Below are 21,627 nucleotides of genomic sequence, written 5' to 3' on the forward strand. Positions count from 1 at the left end.
GGGGAAGCTTGAGTGAACAATTTGGAAGAGGAAATCAGCTTAAGAGAAATTATTGATAAATTATGGAGAGGCAAATGGATAATTGTAGGAATAACTATTACTGCACTATTAGTTAGTTTTATTTATAGTTTTTTCATCGCTGATCCTGTATATAAAGGCAGTGGAAAGGTGACAGTTCATAATGTTGCTTCCGTACCTGAAACTGTTCAGCCATATATAAGTGAGGTAACTAAACCGGAAATTTTTGAACAGACTATGAAATCAACTGCAGTAATCGAAACTCTTATTAAAAAAGAAAGCTTAGACATATCAGTTGGAAAACTACAAGATAAAATAAATATTGAAGTTCCTACTTCAGAAGGGGAAGAAACATCTTCACTTATCTCTATTTCTATGGAAGGTTCAGATAGAGAACAAATTAAAACTATTATAGATAGTGCTATATCGTTAACAAAGAATCAACTAGGTGAAAGTATTCAATCAAGATTAGCATTACTGGAAAAAGAGTATCAATCAAAAATGGAAGAAGAAGATAAACATATTACAGAAGCAATACAAGAGTTTAATAATATTCGTGCTGGTGAGGGATTACCAACAATAATTTTATTTCAACAAAACGCAACAGAAGGTCAATATGTCCTAGAAGCAAATGAAGATCTTTTAAATCAGTTAAAGGATATGGAAAAAACTGATCAAATTAAATATGAAAAGATAAATAAAAAAATTGAGAGTCTAACGTCACTATATAATTTTTATAGTAATAAATATGATGAAGTTAGAAGTATTAGTACGATGAATATTGTTGATATTAGTACGAATGTATTGTCAGACACATTTGTATCTACCAATCCAGTCTCTCCAAATAAAATGTTGAATTTGACTATATCCTTGGTGTTAGGCTTTATACTTGGTGTAGGTGTAGTGTTTCTTAGGGAATATATAAAAGGTGAAAGGTAGTAATCTTCCTCTAATAGGTAAATGATTTAAAGGATTCCTCTATGAAAAATCTAAAAGCAAACCAATTGGCTTTGAAAGTAGTAATAGATTCCTTACAGTTACGATCGCACGAGCACACTTCATGGAGATACATGACTTTACCAAAAAGACAAATAAGAGTTTTAAAGGCATTATAAGACTATATAAAGGACTGTGTTCTAAATAATGGATTTCAAAGGTGGATTTTATAAAAGGTATATAAAAAGGTCGATAGATTTCTTGTTTTCTTTGATTGCTATTATAGTTCTTAGTCCAGTCTTTTTGATAGTAGCAACCCTTGTAAGAATTAAACTTGGAAAGCCAGTGTTGTTTAAACAAATTAGACCAGGGCTTAGTGAGAAGATTTTTACAATGTATAAATTTAAAACAATGACAGACCAAAAAGATAAGAATGGAAAATTACTCCCTGACAGTTTTAGGTTAACAAAATTTGGTAAATTGTTACGTTCAACATCTTTAGATGAACTTCCTGAACTTTATAATATTCTTAAGGGGGACATGTCCATTGTTGGCCCTAGACCATTATTGGTTCAGTATCTATCGCTCTATGATGATTTCCAAAAACGTCGTCATGAAGTTAGGCCAGGTTTATCCGGTTTAGCACAGGTGAATGGAAGAAATTTGATTAGCTGGGAAGATAAATTTAAACTCGATATTGAATATGTGGATAATGTCAGTTTTATCGAGGATGTTAAAATAATTATCTTTACTATAAGACAAGTTATTTTACGAGAGGGTATAAACTCGGAAACCGCGGCAACAATAGAACCATTTAAAGGGTCAAAAAGGAATGAATAACACATGAAAAAGAAGCTTCTCATTATAGGTGCCGGTGGTCATGGGAAGGTAGTAGCGGACATCGCTTTAAAAATGAATAAATGGAAGGATATTGCATTTTTAGATGATAACGAAAGAATAAAATCCTCAACTGGAATTGAAGTAGTTGGTAAGGCAAGGGATGTCAGCGCGTTTATAAATGATTACGATATGTTTGTTGGTATAGGCGATAACTATGTTCGAGAAAAAATTCAAAATAGTCTTGAAGTAAAAGGGGCAAGCATACCTGCTTTAATTCACCCTAATTCTGTTATTGGAGAACGAGTTGATATACAATCAGGTGCGGTTGTTACGGCAGGGGTAGTCATTAATAGTTGTGCTAAAATCGGAAAAGGGTGCATTATTAATACCAGTTCATCCGTTGACCATGATAGTTTAATAGAAAGTTTTGTTCATATATCGCCGGGTGCTCATTTAGCGGGTGCTGTGACAATAGGGCGCCGAACCTGGTTAGGTATTGGGTCCGTAGTTAGTAATAACTTATTTATAATCAACGACTCAAAAATCGGTGCTGGGGCAGTAGTTATTAATAATATAATAGAACCCGGCACTTACGTTGGAATACCGGCAAAGAAAGTGTAAGTTTTTAGATAGATTATAAATTAAAGGTTATAACTGGGGTGGTATGAATTGAAGAAAATTTGGTTATGGAACCATTACGCAACTGACATGTATAAAAGCCACGGGGGTAGGCACTATTGGTTTGCTGAAAATCTAATTAAACAAGGATATGAAACAACGGTATTTTGTGCAAATACTTTTCATAATAAATCGGAATTTATTGATACGGAAAATAAAAAATATATTATAGATACATTGAACAACATACCCTTTGTTTTTGTTAAGACTTCGACGGCATTAGGTAATGGTTTCGATAGAATTAAAAATATGGGTTTGTTTTATTTAAATATATTTTCTGCTGCAAAGAATTATATGAAAATTAACGGTAAACCGGATGTGATTCTTGCTTCTAGCGTTCATCCTTTAACCATGATTGCAGGAATTCAAATTGCAAAAAAGATAGGGGTTCCGTGTATTTGTGAGGTTCGAGATTTGTGGCCAGAAGCTATCTTTTCATTTAATAAAATTAAAGAAAAAAGCATACTAGGACGGGTTCTTACAGCCGGTGAGTATTGGATTTATAAAAACGCAGATGCTCTAGTATTTACAAAAGAGGGAGATATTGACTATATAAAAGAAAAGAAATGGGATACTGAACAAGGTGGTAAGATTAACCTTGATAAATGCTACTACATCAACAATGGTGTGGATATAGAATCTTTTGAAAAATCTTTTTCTGAAAATAAGATTGAAGATAATGATTTAATCGTAGATAAGTTTAATGTAGTCTATGTTGGTGCAATTCGTCCAGTAAATAATGTAGGGAAAATTCTAGATGCAGCTTCAATACTAAGAAACGAAAAAGACATCCAGTTTTTAATATACGGTGATGGTAATCAAAAAAAGATACTTGAGAAAAGAGTTGTTGAAGAAAATCATACTAATGTGAGCATGAAAGGTTTTATAAACAAAAAAAACATACCTTATATCTTAAGCAAATCCTCTGTAAACATCCTTAATTATTCAAATACAGAATATAACTGGGCTAGGGGTAATAGTTCTAATAAATTATTCGAATATATGGCATCGGGAAAACCAATTATTTCGACTGTGAAGATGGGTTATTCAATTATAGAAAAGTACAAGTGTGGAATAGAATTGGAAAATAGTACACCCCAAGAATTGGCTGAGGCAATTATGTCGATTAAAAACATGCCTAAAGATCATTATGAATACCAAGCTCGAAATGCTAAAAAAGGTGCGAAGGATTTCGATATTAAGCAATTAACAAAAAAATTAATTGATGTTATTGAAGTAGTGCAATAATCCTGAAAAAAGGGGTATAAAAATGATTAAATCACTAATAAATGAATATGGGTTACCATGGATGGTAAATAGATCACTATATTCAGCAAAGTTGAAAATGATGAAAGTAATACCAAATAGTGATAAATTGTTTGAAAAAAATACCCATTTAAAAAGATTGAAAACTATTAATATAAATATAAAGCAAATTGAAGACTTTTTAAATGAGTTACCTTATGAAAAAAAGAATGAGATAGTGACAATAGCTGATAATGCAATAGAAGGAAAGATAATAGGTTTTTCATCAATTCAATTAAATTATGGAAATCCTATAAATTGGCATTATAGTCCTGTTTCAAAGGAAGAAGTGAATAGCAATTTAAAATGGTATCAAATCCCAGACTTTGACCCTAAACGGGGAGATATTAAGGCCATTTGGGAAGTGTCAAGGTTCACACATTTTTATTTTTTCATAAGAGCCTATATTGTTACTAAAGATAGGAGATATTTTTATGCTTTTAGAAATCAATTAAATGAATGGTTGCAAAAAAATCACTATTCTTATGGAGCTAATTATAAATGTGGTCAAGAAGCAACGTTAAGAATGATTAATGCAATGATGGCTTATTCAGCTTTTAGTTCCTATGGTCTAACAACACAAAAAGATGAAGAAAACTTACGACAACTAATAGAAGGTAGTTATAAAAAAGTATTATCTAATTTTTTCTATGCTTATAAGTGTATTAAAAACAATCATACACTATCAGAGATAGTAGGCCTCATAATCGGAGCTTGGATAAGCGAGAATGAAAAAAAACTTAGAAAAGCGTATGATTTGCTTGATAAGGAAATTGAAAAACAGTTTTTCTTAGATGGGGGATATATTCAATATTCTTTTAACTATCAAAGGTTTGCACTTCAACTATTGGAATTTGTAATGAAAATAAGTAAACAAACAACCATTCAACTATCTGACAAAAGCAAAAAATTAATTAAAAAAAGTGCTTACTTGCTATATCAGATGCAAGATGAAACTGGTGATATGCCTAACTATGGCTCAAATGATGGTGCATTAATATTTCCGCTTTCATCATGTGGCTACAGAGATTTTAGACCAGTGGTAAATACGATTTTCTACCTTATTGATAATAAAAGAGTTTACAAGCCTGGTGTGTATGATGAAGAGTTAATTTGGTTTGGTGAAAAGAGATTGGATCAAATTCCAATTACATTAATGGAACGCAAGGACTCAGCGTTTAATAATTCAGGTTATTATACATTGCGACATAATGATGGCTTCTTATTGACCATGTTACAAGATTTTAAAACACGTCCGTTTCAAATGGATCAGCTACATATTGATTTATGGCATAAAGGTATAAATGTTTTTTGCGATAGCGGGACATATTCCTATGCAACCGATATCGGTAAAAAACTTACTTTAACGTCTGGTCATAATACTGTAGTGGTCCAGGGAAGGGAACAGATGAAAAAGCGTGAACCTTTTCTGATTTATGATTGGACAAAGCGTGAAAACATTATACATGACAATGGTAGTTTTACAGGAACTATGATTTCCCGAAATGGATATGGCCATACGAGAAAAATAAAGAAATTAGCAAATTGCTATTTAATCAGTGATGAAGTCGTAGGAGATGCTGATTACTGCGAATTTAATTTTCACACACCTTGTGAGGTGAGAATAAATGATACAGGATTTGTGTTATACAATGAAGGAAAAATTATATGCAAGGTAAAAACCATCGGAAATGTGGAAATAGACAAGAACTACAGGAGTTTGTATTACTTAAAAAAAGAGGAAATAAACCGTGTGACTGTTAGAGCCAATATGAATGAGAAAATATGTAATATTAAATTTGATATAGAGCTAATAGGGGGGAGTTTGAATGATTAATATAATTGGATTAGGATACATTGGTTTACCCACAGCTCTTATGTTTGCAAAAAGTGGACTGAAAGTAGTAGGAACTGATATTAATTTTGATCTTGTTAATTCGTTAACCGAAGGCAAGCTTGCTTTTGAAGAAGATGGTTTAGAGGATGTTTTTCGTAAGGCTCAAGCTAATGGCATTGAATTTACAACAGAGTATCGTAGGGCCCATACTTACGTCATTGCGGTTCCAACACCATTTACAAAAGAAAATAAGAAACTTGATCCAAAGTATGTTATTACAGCAGTGAATAGTGTTCTGAATGTTTGTGAAAAAGGTGCTGTAATAATAATCGAATCGACCATTTCACCAGGTACAATTGATAGGTTTATTCGACCGGAAATTGAGAAAAGGGAGTTTGTAATTGGTGAGGACATTCATCTTATGCATGCACCCGAAAGAATTATTCCTGGGAATATGATTTATGAACTTGAGCATAATTCAAGAACAATAGGTGCAGATAATCCTGAAATTGGAGATAAAATAAAAGGCTTATATTCGAACTTTTGTAACGCAGAGATAGTAGTTACGGATATTAGATCGGCAGAAATGTCAAAGGTTGTTGAGAATACTTATAGGGATATTAATATAGCATTTGCTAATGAATTAGCTAAAATCTGTAGAACGGATGATATGGATGTACATGAGATTATTAGAATAGCTAACATGCACCCTCGAGTAAATGTCATGCAACCAGGACCGGGAGTTGGTGGACACTGTATATCGGTAGATCCCTGGTTTCTAGTTGGAGACTATCCTGATTTAACAAACTTAATTTTAACAGCTAGAAAGGTTAATGACTCTATGCCAAAACATGTTTTGGGCAGAATAAGGGATGTTATGAGGGAACATGGTATTAACGATATTTCGAAAATTGGTCTTTATGGATTATCATATAAAGAAAATGTTGACGATATACGTGAAAGCCCAACACTTCAATTATTAAAAAGAATGGATGAACACTTAGCTTTTGGAGTTAAAGTATATGACCCGCTTATAAAGGAACGAGTTGTAGACCATCAATTTTTGGATTTTGAAGACTTTTTAAATGAGATAGAGATTCTCGTCATAATGGTAGGACATGATCATATAAAAAACAAAATGGAACTTATTAAGAACAAGTTAATTCTTGATACAAAGAATATCTGTGCCTATGATAGTTATAAAATATGATTAAAACAAGTACTGGAACTATGTGGAATAAGACCAGGGTGACATTAAATTGTATTCCTTTAGTGTAAAATAGGAACAAGTTATACAAGTTTAAAGTGATGTGAGATCATAGTTATGTAATATCATCTTGAATGTCTGTTATGATTATAGGTAAACTTAATACCTTTTTGAAATAACGGTTAATACTCTTAAAACTTGAGTGAAATAGAAGAAATGAAATGAGGAAAACAATGAAACAATTATTTTTAATGGTAAATGATGGTTCAGTTAAGTTAATAGAAACTCCACCTCCAAAGGTGAAAGATAATCACATAATAGTAGAAACACACTATTCTGTCATTAGTGCGGGTACTGAGCGGGGTTTAACATCATTTGGAAGTAAAAACCTAATCCAAAAAGCCATGGATCGCCCCGATAAAGTCAAAAATGTTTTGGAAAAAATGTCAACGGATGGTATTCTTACAACTGTAGATTCCGCTTTTGCTCGATTGAATGAACCAATGCCAATAGGCTATTCTGCAGTTGGGAAAGTTGTAGCTTGTGGACGCGGTGTTACAGGAGTAGAGCCCGATGACATCGTTGCAATGGCTGGACAGGCTTATCATAGCGAAGTTAACCGAGTAAATAAGAATTTATTCGCGAAAATACCTAATAACTTTGATAATTATAAGCAAGGAGCTTTTTGCGCGCTGGGAGCTATTTCACTACAAGGCATCCATCAAGCGGAAGTAGTTCCTGGGGAAACTGTAGCGGTAATTGGTTTAGGTTTACTAGGGCATATTACTTCAAGAATACTTAATGCCTATGGCTGTGATGTAATTGGGTATGATATAGCAGATAAATCATTGGATAAATCAAAATTAAAAGCATTTATTAATTCCAATGATGAAAATGCTGAAGAAAAAACGAAAGCCTTAACAAGGGGACGAGGTGTAGATAAGGTTATTATTACCGCTGCTACAAATAGTAATGCACCAATGGATCTAGCTGCAGCGATAGCAAGAGATCGAGGAACAGTTTGTATGATAGGCGTTACTCAAATGAATATTGACCGAAGACCTTATTATGAAAAAGAGTTAGCCTTTACTATTGCTAGATCTTATGGTCCTGGAAGATATGATACGAATTATGAGGATAAAGGCGTCGATTATCCAATAGGTCATGTTAGGTTTACTGAGGGACGTAATATGGAAGAATTTATAAGATTACTTGTTAGCAATAGAATTGATTTAATGGATTTAATAACACATGAAATTGATTTTAATCAAGCGGCTGATGCATACGAAATGATTACTACAAATAAAAACAACGAAAGATATATTGGCATATTATTAAAGTACACTGAAAATGATTTAAAATGGAAAAATACAATTATTCAAAAAAATAGTATACACCAAAATGATAGAACTTTAATTGGTTTAATCGGTGCGGGAAATTTTGCTAGAAATTCTTTATTACCAATTATGAAGGATACTGCTTTATATGAGTTTAAAGGACTAGCAACTACTGGTGGTTTGGGAGCTGGCCAAGCAAAACAAGTATTCCCTTTTGATTATATAACTAATAATTATAAGAAGTTATTAGCGGACAAGTCTATTGACCTAATTATCGTATCTACCCAACATAATAGTCATGCAAATTTTATTATCGAAGCATTAGAAGCCGGGAAACATGTTTACTGTGAAAAACCTTTATGTATAACGATTGAGGAACTTAATAAAATTGAAGAAGCTTATAAGAATTCAAAAGGTGAGCTTTTTTGTGGTATGAATAGAAGACATGCCCCTTTAATCAAGCAAATTAAAAAAGAATTATCAACTGATACTATTCCAGCAGTTTATGATTATATTTGTAATGCAGGATTTATTCCCACTGACCACTGGACTCAAGATGAAAATGTCGGTGGAGGTCGGATAATTGGGGAAGCTTGCCATTTTGTTGATGTTATACAATTTTTAGATGGAAGTGAATTATTATCGGTAGACGTTTCCTTTGCTCAGAACGATACTTATCCAAAACGGGATAATGCAATTATAACTGTAAAATTTAAGTCAGGAGCAATAGGTAATATTATTTATACTTCAATGGGATCAAAAAAATATCCAAAGGAGCAACTACGTGTGTTCTCAAATGGTGTAGTTTATGAAATGGATAGTTATATTAAATTGAATAAGTACGGAAGTATGAAAAAAAATAAAATGAAGCTTAGACAAGATAAAGGAATAAAGGATGAGTATAAATATATTAATAGTATCTTAAATGACAATGAACAAAATACAGCTATTGATGATGCTTTTAAAAACCATAGGCTATTAATTGGTGCAATAAAATATAGAGTTGGCTTATAAGGAGAATTTAAACAAGTATGAAAAAAAAGGTTATAATAGCTGGTACTATACCACCTCCGATTGGTGGTGTCACCGTACATGTTAAAAGGTTATATTCGCTTTTAAAAAATAATGACAATATTGAACTTATAAACTTACGCCCACAAAAAAACAAAGGTGGTATCAGTATAAAGCAGTATTTTACCAATTTATTAGGTTGTGTAAGCTTATCAAGAAATGGCATTTTGCACTACCAGTTAAATAACTGGATGGAGGGCTGTATCTTGTCAGTTTTATGTAGATTTATGAATACGAAAATGATATATACCGTTCATAGTTTTAGGCCAGAAGAGTTATCTGTTACTAGTAAATTTTTTTTCAACATTGCACGGAAAAATTTTAGCATGTTAATTGCCCCCTCCAGTACAATTAAAACACTGCTATTGCAAAACAAAATACCAGATTCAAAAATCACTGTTTTGAACACGTATTTACCACCTTCAGAATCTGAATTAAATGAAACGTTGCCAGCTGAAATTATTGATTTTATTAGTAAGCCAAAAAAAGTTGTAGTAGCAAATGCCTATAAATTATATCTAGATGAAAGTAATACAGATGTTTACGGATTAGATATGTGCATTGAAGCATGTGCTAGAATTCCAGAAATTATTTTTGTTTTTTGTGTACCTGAAATAAGAGACAATAACTACCTTAGAAAATGTAAAAATAAAATAATGGATTATAATCTTGAGCAAAGGTTCCTGATTTATAACAAAAATATTTCATTGGTATCTTTATTTAAATATACAGATGTTTTTGTAAGACCAACATCAACAGATAGTTTTGGAGTATCGGTTGCTGAAGCCATTTCATGCGGAATACCTGCCATTGCCTCAGACGTTTGCATCAGAGAAGAAGGCACGGTTTTGTTTAATTCAAGAAACATTGATGATTTTGTTGACAAAATTAGACATTGTCTTGAATTTAAAAGCTATAGGCATTATCAGTATGCTATTAGTAACCCTGTTGATCAGTATACTTACTTATATAACAATATCTGCCAGTAATAAGTCAAACATTATAAATTAGTGAAGATGCTTTTTGAATAAGTAGAAAAATCATAAATAGTTGATTAAAAAATATTATTCAACGTATCAATAATTATTAACAAACATGGTGTATAAGTTATAAAATTTTAGGGGATATAAAATGGAATGGTTTTTAATACTGTTGTTTTTGTTTGTTATTACGTCCTTGCTTAATACCAATAATGGATTATTTAATGTGAATTTTTTGGTGATGGGCCCATTTGTAATTCTTATAGTTATTAATAATTGGTTTGCTGCAAGATACGGCTTTTATACTATAAATAATGATGTCATTACTATAACCGCTTTTGTAATAATTCTTTTCTATACAGGATCATTATTTTGTAGATTTATTTTAGGTCAATCTATTGTAAAACAATCAATAAATAAGGATTATCAATTAAATATAAAGCTAATAAAAGTATATGTCGTTATTGTTTTGTTGCTTAGACTTGTTGAACTATTAATAAAATTTTTTACAGGCGGGTTAGCCTACATGACCTCAAATGATTTTGAGACTATGAGGCTTAATGGTCCTATTGGTCATCTTTTTATATCGGCTTATCCATTGTTAGCTGTATTATTTTATAATGGGTTAAAGGAAAAAAATAAAATAAATATATTAATTGTTTCTCTTGGGATTTTTCTAGCCTTTTTGAGTTTTACAAAATACCATGTAATTTCTATGGTATTATTAATATATCTGTATATTTCTTTTAAAAATAAAGTTTATTTCTTGAAAGGTGGAATAATTACACTTGTAAGTGTCATTGCTTTATTTATATTAGGTTATTTAGGTTCGTTCCTTATAAAAGACTCTAATGTAGATGCTCTGTTCTATCCATATCATACTTGGGGGTATATTGCAGGAGGAACTATTAATTTTAACTTAATAACAACTCAAGGATTGAGTGGTTACAATATAATTGATTGGTTAATCAATTCCTTTATGGCGCTACCAAATATGTTTATAAACTATTTTTATGGTCATTCAATAAATCCTGAGTATATTGAATTAGGGTTTAGGCAAATAGGAAATTATTATGGACAATCCCCGATTTCTTCCAACGTAGTGAATTTTATTGGATTGACTTATGCGTTAGAAAATATATTGTTATTTATACTTATAATGTTTTTATTAGGTTTCATTTCTGAATTTATATTTAATTTGGCGGTTTATCGAAAAGAGGAAAACTTAAAATTATTCGCTTCTGTATTTATGACCTTCTGTTTATTATTATTTTTTGGTAATTATTTTTCTTTGTCAATGACGTGGGAATTATTGATATATAGTTTCTTGTTACCCGGTTTATTCAAAAAACGTAGAAACATAAAAAACAATTTAATTATCAGGTAAATATTAAAGTCACATATTTTTTATAGGAATTCCAACAAATATGGTGAACATAAGGATGCTTTAGCTATTTGAGGGGACTATATTATTTTGGAAATAGTTGTCGAAGAGAATAAACTTTTTAAGTAAAATTAATTTGATGATTGATGGTGATAAATAATGAGGATATCTGTAGTAATTGCAACCTATAATGGTGAAAAATATATAGAGGAACAATTGCTATCTATTATGAATCAATCGCGACAGCCTGATGAAGTGTTGATTAGAGATGATTTATCTACTGATGATACTGTGAACAAAATAAAAAAGTTTATTATTCATCATGATTTGAAGAATTGGGAAGTGAAAAAAAATAAATATAATAAAGGTTGGAGAAAAAATTTTATTGATTTGGCAAGAGCTGCAAATGGAGAGTTAATATTTTTTTCAGATCAAGATGACATTTGGTATCGGAATAAAATTCAAAATATGTCACAAATAATTGAATCGAATAAGAATATTCAAGTTTTATCCGGTATGGCAGATATAGTTGATGCTGAGGGCACATTAAGGCATAAAAATTCAAAAAAACAAAGTGTAAATACTGGTGGTACGGTCAAAAAAAATGAGTTTACCAAAAAATTCATTCATACAAATGCATTGGGATGTACAATGTGCGTAAAAAAGAATTTTGCAAATACAGTATATAGCATGAATAATTATAATTTAGGACATGATGAACAATTGTTTAGGATGGGTATTATCATGGATAGTACATATACAGTTAATATTCCTGTGATTAAACATAGAGTGCACGATTCAAATGCCACGATGTCAGGTCAATCAATGCTATATAAAGTGAAAAATAGTGGTAGAGCAAAAAATATTCGTGAAAATATTTATTGGTTAAATAACATTAAAAAAACATTGATTGATGAAGACGTTTTGGACAAAAAAAGATTAAAAATCTTAAATAACACAATTAAATTCTTGTCAAAAAGACTTAAGTTTATTGAAAGTAAAAATTTTATCCATATGATAAGTTTAGTTAAATATTCTAAATACTATCTTAGTTTAAAAATGTTATTAGGTGATGTATACGTTACATATTTTGTTCGTTTGAAATAGTGCCAATGATATTTAACTGACAATGGTAAAGACACTGATGGTTACTGTTATTATAGTTATGAGTTATTTTTTCATAAGAAGGTGGCAAAATGAATAAGCAAATAGTTGTATTAGGAATGCATAGGTCTGGAACTTCTACTATAGCATTAATTCTTCAGGCGATTGGCATTAATATGGGTGAAAAACTACTTGGTGCAACACCAGGAAATCCATATGGACATGCCGAGGATGAGGACTTTTTGAATATTAACGAATTAATGTTAAAGGAATCAAATGGTTCATGGGATTTCCCGCCTGATAAAACTGCATTGGAAAAAGCGTTTAATAATCACTATGATGAAATTGAAAATATAATTACTAACAAAAATAAGAAGAAAATATGGGGTTGGAAAGAGCCAAGGACTACATTGTTTTCAGGGTGTTATCATCAATTATTAAAAAATCCGTATTATATTTGTGTTCATCGTAATGATATGGAAGTCTCACAGTCTTTAAAAAAAAGAAACTTAATGCCTATTAGAAAAAGTTTTAAATTAATTGATAGATATAATAATGCATTACAAAACTTCTTGAAAACATGTAATCCTCACCATGTAATTCATATAAATTACAGTGATTTTCACAATCCGAATAAAGATGTTATAACTGATATTATTAATTTCTTGGAAATTCAACCTACTATAGAACAAATACAAAAGGCAAGTGAAATAATAATGCCTGTTAATGAGATAAATAAAGAAAGACAAAAATTAAAAAGGCAAGAAAAACGAAAAGTTTATAAAAAGGCTTTAATGCATCCCGTTAAAAGTGTAAAACTAATAATGGAATTGTGTTGGAGACTTTTAAGATATTATATTTAGTTGGAGGTATTGAGTTTGATAAAAAGAATTAAAAGAAAGATTAATTTTGTGCTTCGATCAAATTTCAGTACTGATTTAGCGCTCCCAGATTTTATAATTATAGGTGCTCAAAAGGGGGGGACTACATCATTATATGAATATTTAATCCAACATCCGAAAATTTCTGGATCGATAGCTAAAGAGGTACATTATTACGATGCCAATTATGAAAAAGGTCTAAATTGGTATAAGGCCCATTTTCATCCTAGTATTACTAATACTATAAAGGGTGAGGCAACTCCATATTATTTATTTCACCCTAAGGTTCCCTACCGGATTAGAGAAGACTCAAAAAATATTAAGTTTATAGTATTGTTGCGAAACCCGGTAGATAGAGCCTATTCCCATTATAAGATGATGGTTAAAAGAGGAATTGAACCTTTGTCTTTTGAGAATGCAATTGATGAGGAAGACAATAGAATACATCATGAATTCGAAGCCTTAAATAAAGGCGAAATAGACCATAGTTCCCTCGTTCAGGATTTTTCGTATATTAGCAGGGGAATATATGTAAGTCAACTAGAACGATGGATGACCTTGTTTCCGAAAGAAAACTTTTTGATTTTAAATAGCGAAAATTTTTATGAAAATACTGAAAGTCATATGAGAAAAATAGAGGAATTTATCGGAGTAAATAAATGGGAGAATTATTCTTTTGAAGTCCATAATTCAGGTAATCCTGGCAATAAAATGAATGTAGTTACAGAAAAGAAACTAGAAAGTTTTTTTGCGCCTTTTAACGAAGAATTATATAAGTTGATTGGAGAAAATTATAATTGGTGACTAATAAAAGTACGGGACTGGTTAATGGAGGAGCATTTTTACTGTTAGGAAATTTGAGTACTACTGCATTAAATTTTTTAGCGTTATTAATTCTTGCAAATATTCTATCCCCAGAAAACTTTGGCTTATTCACATTACTCACAAGTATTATAATGTTTGGTGCTGTAATTGGACGAGGGGGCATTGAAAACACATTATTATATTTAATTCCCAGAAATAGTGATGATAAGGTAACAATAAGAATGATTTTACGCACATCATTTTTATGGGTAACAATTCTTTCATTAATTTCCATTACAATAGTTTTATTTATTGATTTAAATGCAATATTTGGGATAAAAGTTACTCCCTATATAACTGTTATTATGATAATTCTTAGTATAAGCATTTTTTTTGAAGCCATTATGTATCTAACCTTAAGTGCTAACAGAGCCCTTCTTAATTATAAGCAATCGGTCATACCGTTAGTAACAAACAAAGGAATATATTTCATATTTTTAACTTTCTTGTTTTTATTATGTTATTTATATAATTTTTCTGGTAATAATTTGCTCCTTATAGCTTCTTTGATATATTTGTGTAGTTTTGTTATAAGCGGGTTGCTTTCATATATGTTGTATAGAGGGAGCTTTAGAAAATATAAGTCAATAGACCTTGGTGGCTATAAGAAAAGGTTGTATTTTGATGTAATTAAAAGCGCACCCACTTATATGTCTACATCCATAGTTAATAAGTCATTTAATACTGTTTTGTTAATTGTTTTGGGTATTTTGCTTTCAACTGAAAGTGTAGGAATATATAAAATTTCTATGAATTTAGCTATTTTCACAGCATTTATTTTAACATCGATTACTGGAGTTATAGCTCCCTTATTTAGTAAGTCATATAAAAATAATGACATGGTACAACTTGGTGTACTATACCAGAAATCCACGAAATGGATTATATCAATAAGTATGCCTGTTGCTCTCATACTACTGTTAAGCAGTAAGCAATTGCTAAGTTTGTTTGGTGACTATTATGAAGATTATCAAAATATATTAATCATATTGTTGATTGGGCAGTTTTTTAATGTAATAGTTGGTTCGGTAGGCTTTCTTTTAATGATGACGGGATATAAGATAACTAATCTACTAACTAATATTATGACTATTGTATTGAGTATGATTTTAATGTTTATATTGGTACCATACTTTGAATTATCTGGTGCAGCTTTTTCCGTTAGTTTAGGGATTATAATCATCAATATTTCAAAATTAATTATTGTTAAAAAGAAATTAAACTTGTTCCCATATAATAAAGAATATTGGCGGTTAGTACCCTGTACAATTATATCATTAATTTTAGGTTTTATTTATATTAATTTCTTTACTATTAATAATGATATTCTGAATGTTACTTTAGTAAGTATAATTGTAATTATATCCTATTTTTGCGCACTATTATTTTTCGGTGGTTTAACCATAGGAGAAAAAAACACAATAAGTGATTATTTAAATGCGTTGAAAAAAACACTATCATTTAAAAAACATTGATATCTGAGTGTTAAATTCAATGCGTTCTATGATGGATAAATCATCCAATTAAAAGTATATCAGGTAATCTTTATAATATGTCAAAATTGTTGATGAATTATTAATTTACAGAAGGGGTTGGGTAATATGAAAGGAATAATATTAGCGGGGGGTTCCGGCACCAGACTTTATCCGCTAACCATGGTAACAAGTAAGCAATTACTGCCTGTTTACGACAAACCTATGATATATTATCCTTTATCTTCATTAATGTTGGCAGGGATAAATGAAATACTTATAATTTCTACTCCCGATGACACGCCAAGATATAATTCCCTATTAGGAGATGGTGCCCAGTTTGGGGTTAAGATAAACTATAAAATTCAGAAAGAACCAGATGGGTTAGCACAGGCATTTACGCTAGGTGAAGACTTTATTGGGGAAGATTCAGTTGCGATGATTTTAGGTGATAATATATATTATGGTAGTGGTCTCAGACGAATTTTATTAAGGGCTGCACAAAAAGAAAAGGGGGCGACTGTTTTTGGTTACCACGTACCAGATCCTAAAAGGTATGGCGTAGTTGAGTTTGATGATAATGGAAGGGTTTTAAGTGTCGAGGAAAAGCCTGAGTTACCAAAATCAAATTACGCAGTTACGGGTTTATATTTTTATGATAATCGTGTTGTGGATATTGCCAAAAATGTTAAACCTTCTGACCGAGGAGAACTTGAAATCACTTCGATTAATGAGGCTTATTTACATTTAGGAGAACTTGAAGTAGAGCTATTAGGCCGGGGATATACGTGGCTGGATACTGGGACTCATGAAAGTTTAGTTGCTGCAACCAACTTTGTTCAAACGATTGAAGAACATCAGGGAATTAAAATTTCTGCACCTGAAGAAATTGCTTACCTGAATGGTTGGATAACTAAAGATACACTTATTTCATCAGGTGAACAATTTAAGAAAACTGGTTATGGACAATATCTATTAAAAGTAGCAAATGGGGAAATCAAGTATTAATTAGGGGTGAAAGTTATGAAGGTAAAAGACACTGACTTACCTGAGGTAAAAATTATTGAACCAACTGTTTTTGGTGATCATCGTGGGTGGTTTATGGAAACACATAATTACACCAAACTAATCGAAGTTGGGATTGAAATTTCTTTCGTACAGGATAATCACTCGTATTCCCCCTTAAAAGGTACTCTTCGGGGTTTGCATTATCAATTAAATCCAAAAGCTCAAACCAAATTGGTCCGGTGTACAAAAGGTTCCATTTTTGATGTCGCAGTAGATATAAGAAAAGGAAGTCCAAACTATGGGAAGTGGATAGGAGTTGAATTGACTGCAGTAAATAAACAGCAACTATTAGTTCCAAGAGGATTCGCTCATGGGTTTGTAACGTTGACTGAAGATGTAGAGGTTCAATATAAGGTGGATAATGACTATGCCCCTGATTGTGACAAAAGTATCATTTGGAATGACCAAACGATTGCAGTTAAATGGCCAATTATAACTGAACCAGTTCTGTCAGATAAAGATAATAATGCGACAACATTACAAAAGGCAGAAAATAACTTCACATTTGAGGGATAAATATGAAAATTCTAGTAACGGGATACACTGGACAACTAGGGTTTGATGTTGTCCAAGAAGGATTGAAACATGGATTGGAAATGCATGGAGTTGGAAAAGAGGACTTAGATATTACTAAAAGAAATGATATTGAACAATATGTTTACGATTTAAATCCTGACGCTATTATCCATTGCGCGGCATACACAGCTGTCGATAATGCAGAAGACGATAAAGAAACCTGTTGGAAAGTAAATGTTGATGGTACAATGAATATTGCAAGAGCTGCCATGGTGGTTAATGCTATCTTTATGTACATCAGTACGGATTATGTGTTCGACGGTACAGGTAAATTACCTTTTACAGAAACTGATGAGGCTAATCCTATTGGACAATATGGGATTACAAAGTTTGAAGGTGAGAAAAAAGTAGAAGAACTTTTAGATGATTATTTTATTGTTAGAATTTCCTGGGTATTTGGTAAAAACGGAAATAATTTTATTCGAACGATGTTACGCTTATCCGAGACCCATGATGAATTAAATGTTGTCGGTGATCAGTATGGTTCTCCTACATATACATTTGACCTAGCAAAATTATTAGTGCAAATGATCCAAACAGATAGATATGGGATTTATCATGCAACGAATGAAGGTTTCTGTAATTGGGCGGAATTTGCCAAAGAGATATTTAAGCAAAGCAAAAAGGATTTGAAAATAAATACAATCACAACTGAGCAGTTCCCGACTAAGGCTGAGAGACCAAAAAACTCAAGGATGTCTAAAAAAAAATTAATTGAAAATGGGTTTGAACCATTACCACATTGGAAACATGCTCTAGGGCATTTTCTGGAAGAATTAATACATGAGGTGAATTAAATGTCAAAGAAAAAAGTATTAGTCACTGGTGGAGCTGGATTTATAGGAGGAAACTTTGTTCAACATATTGTCTACAAATATCCAGAATATGAAATTTATAATTTGGACGCATTAACTTATGCAGGGGAATTAACTAAGCACCAAGATATTGAAGGAAACAAAAATTATAATTTTATTAAAGTGGATATTACAGATAGAAATACAGTTTTTGATTTGTTTAGTAAGATTAATTTTGATTATGTAGTTCACTTTGCTGCGGAAAGTCATGTAGATAGATCTATTACAGATCCTGGCATATTCATAAGGACAAATGTTATTGGTACTCAGGTGCTTTTGGATGCATCAAAAGAGTTTAATGTGGAAAAATTTGTACATGTGTCAACGGATGAAGTTTATGGAGAACTTAACTTTGATCCATCTACCTTTTTTACTGAAGAGACACCTTTACAACCTAATAGTCCTTATAGCGCAAGTAAAGCATCTTCCGATATGCTGGTTAGATCATATAATAAGACATATCAATTGCCAGTAAATATAACCCGATGTTCAAATAACTATGGTCCGTTTCATTACCCAGAAAAATTAATACCATTAACTATTTCTCGTATTTTAAATGACAGAAAAGTACCTGTTTATGGTGATGGAAAAAATATTAGAGATTGGTTGCATGTATATGATCACTGTTCAGCTATCGACCTTGTAGTTCATAAAGGGGCTAATGGTGAGATATATAATGTGGGTGGACATAACGAAAAAACTAACCTGGAAGTAGTTCAATCTATTATTAAATTGCTAGGTAAATCAAATGAATTAATTGAATTTGTTACAGATAGGAAAGGCCATGATAAACGTTACGCGATAGATCCTACTAAGTTAGAGAATTTAGGCTGGCAACCGACTTACGATTTTGAAACAGGTATTGCGCAGACTATTCAGTGGTATTTAGAAAATGTAGAATGGTTGAATGAAAAAATATCCCAGGGCTATCGGAATTACTTTAAAAAACAATATAAATTAGGTTAAATATATTTTTTAGAACGCTATTTGAAAATAGGATTTTATATACCATTTGAAGAAATGATAAATATAGTAAATCAGATTAACTATTAGTTTAGGAAAAATTACATGTGAAACTAACAATGATATGTAGACATAAATGACAATACCATTAAATAATTCCTTTATTGTTCGTAAAGTAAGATAAAGATAAACTAATAGTTTAATTGATAGGTCTAGCTGATATGATTAAATTAATTTTCAATTACCACTCGGTTATAAATAATGGTGTTACCTACATGATGAATGGTAATGAAATCAAGATTGTATGATTGCCTATGCATAGTTGAAGGGATGCGTAGGTCTTTTTATGTTTGTCATTTGTTATAATTAATATTATTAATATTGGAATATGAGTGGGTTAAAAGAGAGGGGAAAAGTTATAACACACTAATTAAATCGGGTAGTGTTATTCAGCGGACGGATTAACTTATGAGTATTGCGGATAGATTGAGCCGGTAATTGCGCGAAAGAGAGCCACTAGAACATAGTTCTAATGGCTGTTTATCTTATCTAAAACTTTTATTCTCTAGTTGTAAGCGACAAATAAACCCCACCTAGTTTTTAGATGGGGGTTTCTAGTATGCTTTATTTAGATTTATTAGGAACGCGGCATTCTTGAGGGAGGGCTGCTGACCATGGCAGGTATTGAGCCAATTGCTCCTTATCCGTCGTATCCATATTGGGAAGTTCTTCAAACAAATAGCTGAGGTAGTTGAATGGATTTAATCCATTTTCCTTAGCTGTCTCCACAATACTGTAAATAATCGCACTGGATCTTGCTCCTTTTGCGGTATTACTGAAAAGCCAATTTTTCCTACCTAGCACAAAAGGCTTGATGGACCGTTCCGCACGGTTATTATCAATTTCCAGACGACCATCCTCTAAAAAGGCCTCCAAATGTTCCCATTGTTTACGACAATATTTGATTGCTTTGCCTAACGCACTTTTGGGTAGTACACGTGGTGTCTGTTCTTGAAGCCATGCCAAAAAAGCCTCCATTACAGGTTGGCTGCGTTCCAAACGCTGTTTATAGCGTTCTTTTGGACTTACGTCTTTTAATTTACGTTCAATTTCATAAAGTTGATTACAGAAAGCCAAGCCTTCTTTAGCTTTCACAGACGTAGTGGCTGCGGATTCAGGAAGTGCCTGAAGTGCTTCTGTAAATTTACGGCGTGCATGCGCCCAGCATCCAACCAAGGTAACATTGGTTAAGCCGTTGTAGCCAGGGTAACCGTCTACATGCAGATATCCCTTGAAACCTTCCAGGAATCGGCGGGGGTGTTTGCCAGCCCGGGTTTGTTGATAATCATACAAGACGATGGGAACATCGGTATGCCCGGAGCGATACAGCCACATATAGGATTTTGATGTTGCGGGCCGTTCCGGCTCGGATAAAACTTGTAATGTCGTCTCATCCGCGTGGGCCATGTCCAGTTCCAATAACCGGGCATGCATTTCTTTATAAATCAGCTCAAGCCAAGCATTGGCGCCGTACGCTATCCAATTAGCCAGAGTCTGACGTGGTATGGATATACCGAAGCGTTCCAAATGTTTCTCTTGCCGATACAGTGGCATCCCTTCCACATATTTTTGCGTCATGGTATAAGCCATTGCGGACGGGGAGGCCAAACTACCGGGAAAAACAGGCTCTGGCATTTTCGCTGTCACAATTGGTGTTTCAATTTCATAGCGTTCACAGTGGCGACAGCTGTACACGTGGCGCACGTGTTCCACAACTTTCACTTGTGCAGGAATAACCTTTAATTCTTTGCGCACTTCCTTGCTCATATCGTGCAATGCACCGCCGCAACACGAACAGAACTGTTCCTCATCGGATAAACAATATTCAATCGTTTCCGTAGGCAGGTTTTCAAGCTTTTGTTCGCGCTGTCCACGCTGTTTCTTGCGTTTATATGTAATCGTCTCAACAGTTGGTTCTTCAACTGTTGAATCAGCTGTGGTCTCTGCTTCATTGAAAAGCGAAAGCTGGTTCGAGTCGGTCTTCTCACTGGAAGATCCGAATCTGCGTTGTTGGCTCAAACGAAATTGTTCTTGGTACCATTTTAATTCCGCCTCCAACGCTTCATTTTCCATCTCAAGCTTTTCCGTACGCGCTTTAAAATATTCAATTGATTCGTTTGATGTATGCGCTGTATTTTCCATACGACAAGTATACGAAAAAGAATCCGACTTGCCTAGTCGAATTCCCATAT

Annotated in this window: 18 protein-coding genes; 17 read left to right on the forward strand and 1 reads right to left on the reverse strand. The window is 32.4% G+C overall.

Going from position 1 to position 21,627, the window contains the following annotated elements; all coding sequences use genetic code 11:
- Positions 1 to 12: 12 nt before the first annotated feature.
- The 17 genes from G6R02_RS02300 (at position 13) to rfbB (ending at position 19,378) form a co-directional block, all read left to right on the forward strand.
- Positions 13 to 957 carry a Wzz/FepE/Etk N-terminal domain-containing protein gene (locus G6R02_RS02300; RefSeq protein WP_164667655.1) on the forward strand — a complete coding sequence of 315 codons (945 nt, stop codon included), beginning with the start codon at positions 13 to 15 and terminating at the stop codon, positions 955 to 957.
- A 204-nt stretch (positions 958 to 1,161) separates the two neighbouring features.
- Positions 1,162 to 1,794: a sugar transferase gene (locus G6R02_RS02305; protein WP_164667656.1), complete on the forward strand. Its 633-nt coding sequence runs from the start codon at positions 1,162 to 1,164 to the stop codon at positions 1,792 to 1,794.
- A 3-nt stretch (positions 1,795 to 1,797) separates the two neighbouring features.
- Positions 1,798 to 2,415, forward strand: coding sequence for an acetyltransferase (locus G6R02_RS02310; protein WP_164667657.1), 618 nt, complete (start codon positions 1,798 to 1,800; stop codon positions 2,413 to 2,415).
- A 48-nt stretch (positions 2,416 to 2,463) separates the two neighbouring features.
- A complete protein-coding gene (locus tag G6R02_RS02315; RefSeq protein WP_246202497.1) occupies positions 2,464 to 3,720 on the forward strand; it encodes a glycosyltransferase family 4 protein in 1,257 nt (418 codons plus the stop codon).
- 22 nt (positions 3,721 to 3,742) lie between these two features.
- Complete coding sequence (locus G6R02_RS02320; protein WP_164667658.1) at positions 3,743 to 5,614, forward strand: heparinase II/III domain-containing protein; 1,872 nt, start codon at positions 3,743 to 3,745, stop codon at positions 5,612 to 5,614.
- Positions 5,607 to 6,824, forward strand: a complete 1,218-nt coding sequence (locus tag G6R02_RS02325) for a nucleotide sugar dehydrogenase (RefSeq protein WP_164667659.1) — start codon at positions 5,607 to 5,609, stop codon at positions 6,822 to 6,824. The genes G6R02_RS02320 and G6R02_RS02325 overlap by 8 nt, the downstream gene beginning before the upstream one ends.
- A gap of 230 nt (positions 6,825 to 7,054) precedes the next feature.
- On the forward strand, positions 7,055 to 9,172 hold the full coding sequence (locus G6R02_RS02330) for a bi-domain-containing oxidoreductase (protein ID WP_164667660.1): 2,118 nt from the start codon (positions 7,055 to 7,057) through the stop codon (positions 9,170 to 9,172).
- Between the two features lie 17 nt (positions 9,173 to 9,189).
- Positions 9,190 to 10,218 (forward strand): glycosyltransferase, encoded by a 1,029-nt coding sequence (locus G6R02_RS02335; protein ID WP_164667661.1) that lies wholly within the window; start codon positions 9,190 to 9,192, stop codon positions 10,216 to 10,218.
- A 142-nt stretch (positions 10,219 to 10,360) separates the two neighbouring features.
- The gene (locus tag G6R02_RS02340; protein ID WP_164667662.1) at positions 10,361 to 11,596 is read left to right on the forward strand and encodes a DUF6337 family protein; all 1,236 of its coding nucleotides are present in this window, start codon (positions 10,361 to 10,363) and stop codon (positions 11,594 to 11,596) included.
- Positions 11,597 to 11,752: 156 nt separating this feature from the next.
- Positions 11,753 to 12,700, forward strand: coding sequence for a glycosyltransferase (locus tag G6R02_RS02345; RefSeq protein ID WP_164667663.1), 948 nt, complete (start codon positions 11,753 to 11,755; stop codon positions 12,698 to 12,700).
- Positions 12,701 to 12,789: 89 nt separating this feature from the next.
- Positions 12,790 to 13,560: a sulfotransferase gene (locus G6R02_RS02350; protein ID WP_164667664.1), complete on the forward strand. Its 771-nt coding sequence runs from the start codon at positions 12,790 to 12,792 to the stop codon at positions 13,558 to 13,560.
- A gap of 15 nt (positions 13,561 to 13,575) precedes the next feature.
- Positions 13,576 to 14,382: a sulfotransferase domain-containing protein gene (locus tag G6R02_RS02355; protein WP_164667665.1), complete on the forward strand. Its 807-nt coding sequence runs from the start codon at positions 13,576 to 13,578 to the stop codon at positions 14,380 to 14,382.
- Entirely contained in the window at positions 14,379 to 15,917 is a 1,539-nt protein-coding gene (locus G6R02_RS02360) for an oligosaccharide flippase family protein (protein WP_246202600.1), read from the forward strand. The genes G6R02_RS02355 and G6R02_RS02360 overlap by 4 nt, the downstream gene beginning before the upstream one ends.
- A 126-nt stretch (positions 15,918 to 16,043) precedes the next feature.
- Positions 16,044 to 16,922, forward strand: a complete 879-nt coding sequence (gene rfbA, locus G6R02_RS02365) for a glucose-1-phosphate thymidylyltransferase RfbA (protein WP_164667667.1) — start codon at positions 16,044 to 16,046, stop codon at positions 16,920 to 16,922.
- A 15-nt stretch (positions 16,923 to 16,937) separates the two neighbouring features.
- Positions 16,938 to 17,498, forward strand: coding sequence for a dTDP-4-dehydrorhamnose 3,5-epimerase (gene rfbC / locus G6R02_RS02370; protein WP_164667668.1), 561 nt, complete (start codon positions 16,938 to 16,940; stop codon positions 17,496 to 17,498).
- Between the two features lie 2 nt (positions 17,499 to 17,500).
- Positions 17,501 to 18,355 carry a dTDP-4-dehydrorhamnose reductase gene (rfbD, locus tag G6R02_RS02375; protein ID WP_164667669.1) on the forward strand — a complete coding sequence of 285 codons (855 nt, stop codon included), beginning with the start codon at positions 17,501 to 17,503 and terminating at the stop codon, positions 18,353 to 18,355.
- Complete coding sequence (gene rfbB / locus G6R02_RS02380; protein WP_164667670.1) at positions 18,356 to 19,378, forward strand: dTDP-glucose 4,6-dehydratase; 1,023 nt, start codon at positions 18,356 to 18,358, stop codon at positions 19,376 to 19,378.
- 621 nt (positions 19,379 to 19,999) lie between these two features.
- Here the strand turns inward: rfbB and tnpC are convergent.
- Positions 20,000 to 21,577 carry an IS66 family transposase gene (gene tnpC, locus G6R02_RS02385; RefSeq protein ID WP_164670294.1) on the reverse strand — a complete coding sequence of 526 codons (1,578 nt, stop codon included), beginning with the start codon at positions 21,575 to 21,577 and terminating at the stop codon, positions 20,000 to 20,002.
- Positions 21,578 to 21,627: the final 50 nt, after the last annotated feature.

The organism is Virgibacillus doumboii (genome assembly GCF_902806455.1).
Lineage (GTDB): Bacteria > Bacillota > Bacilli > Bacillales > Amphibacillaceae > Lentibacillus > Lentibacillus doumboii.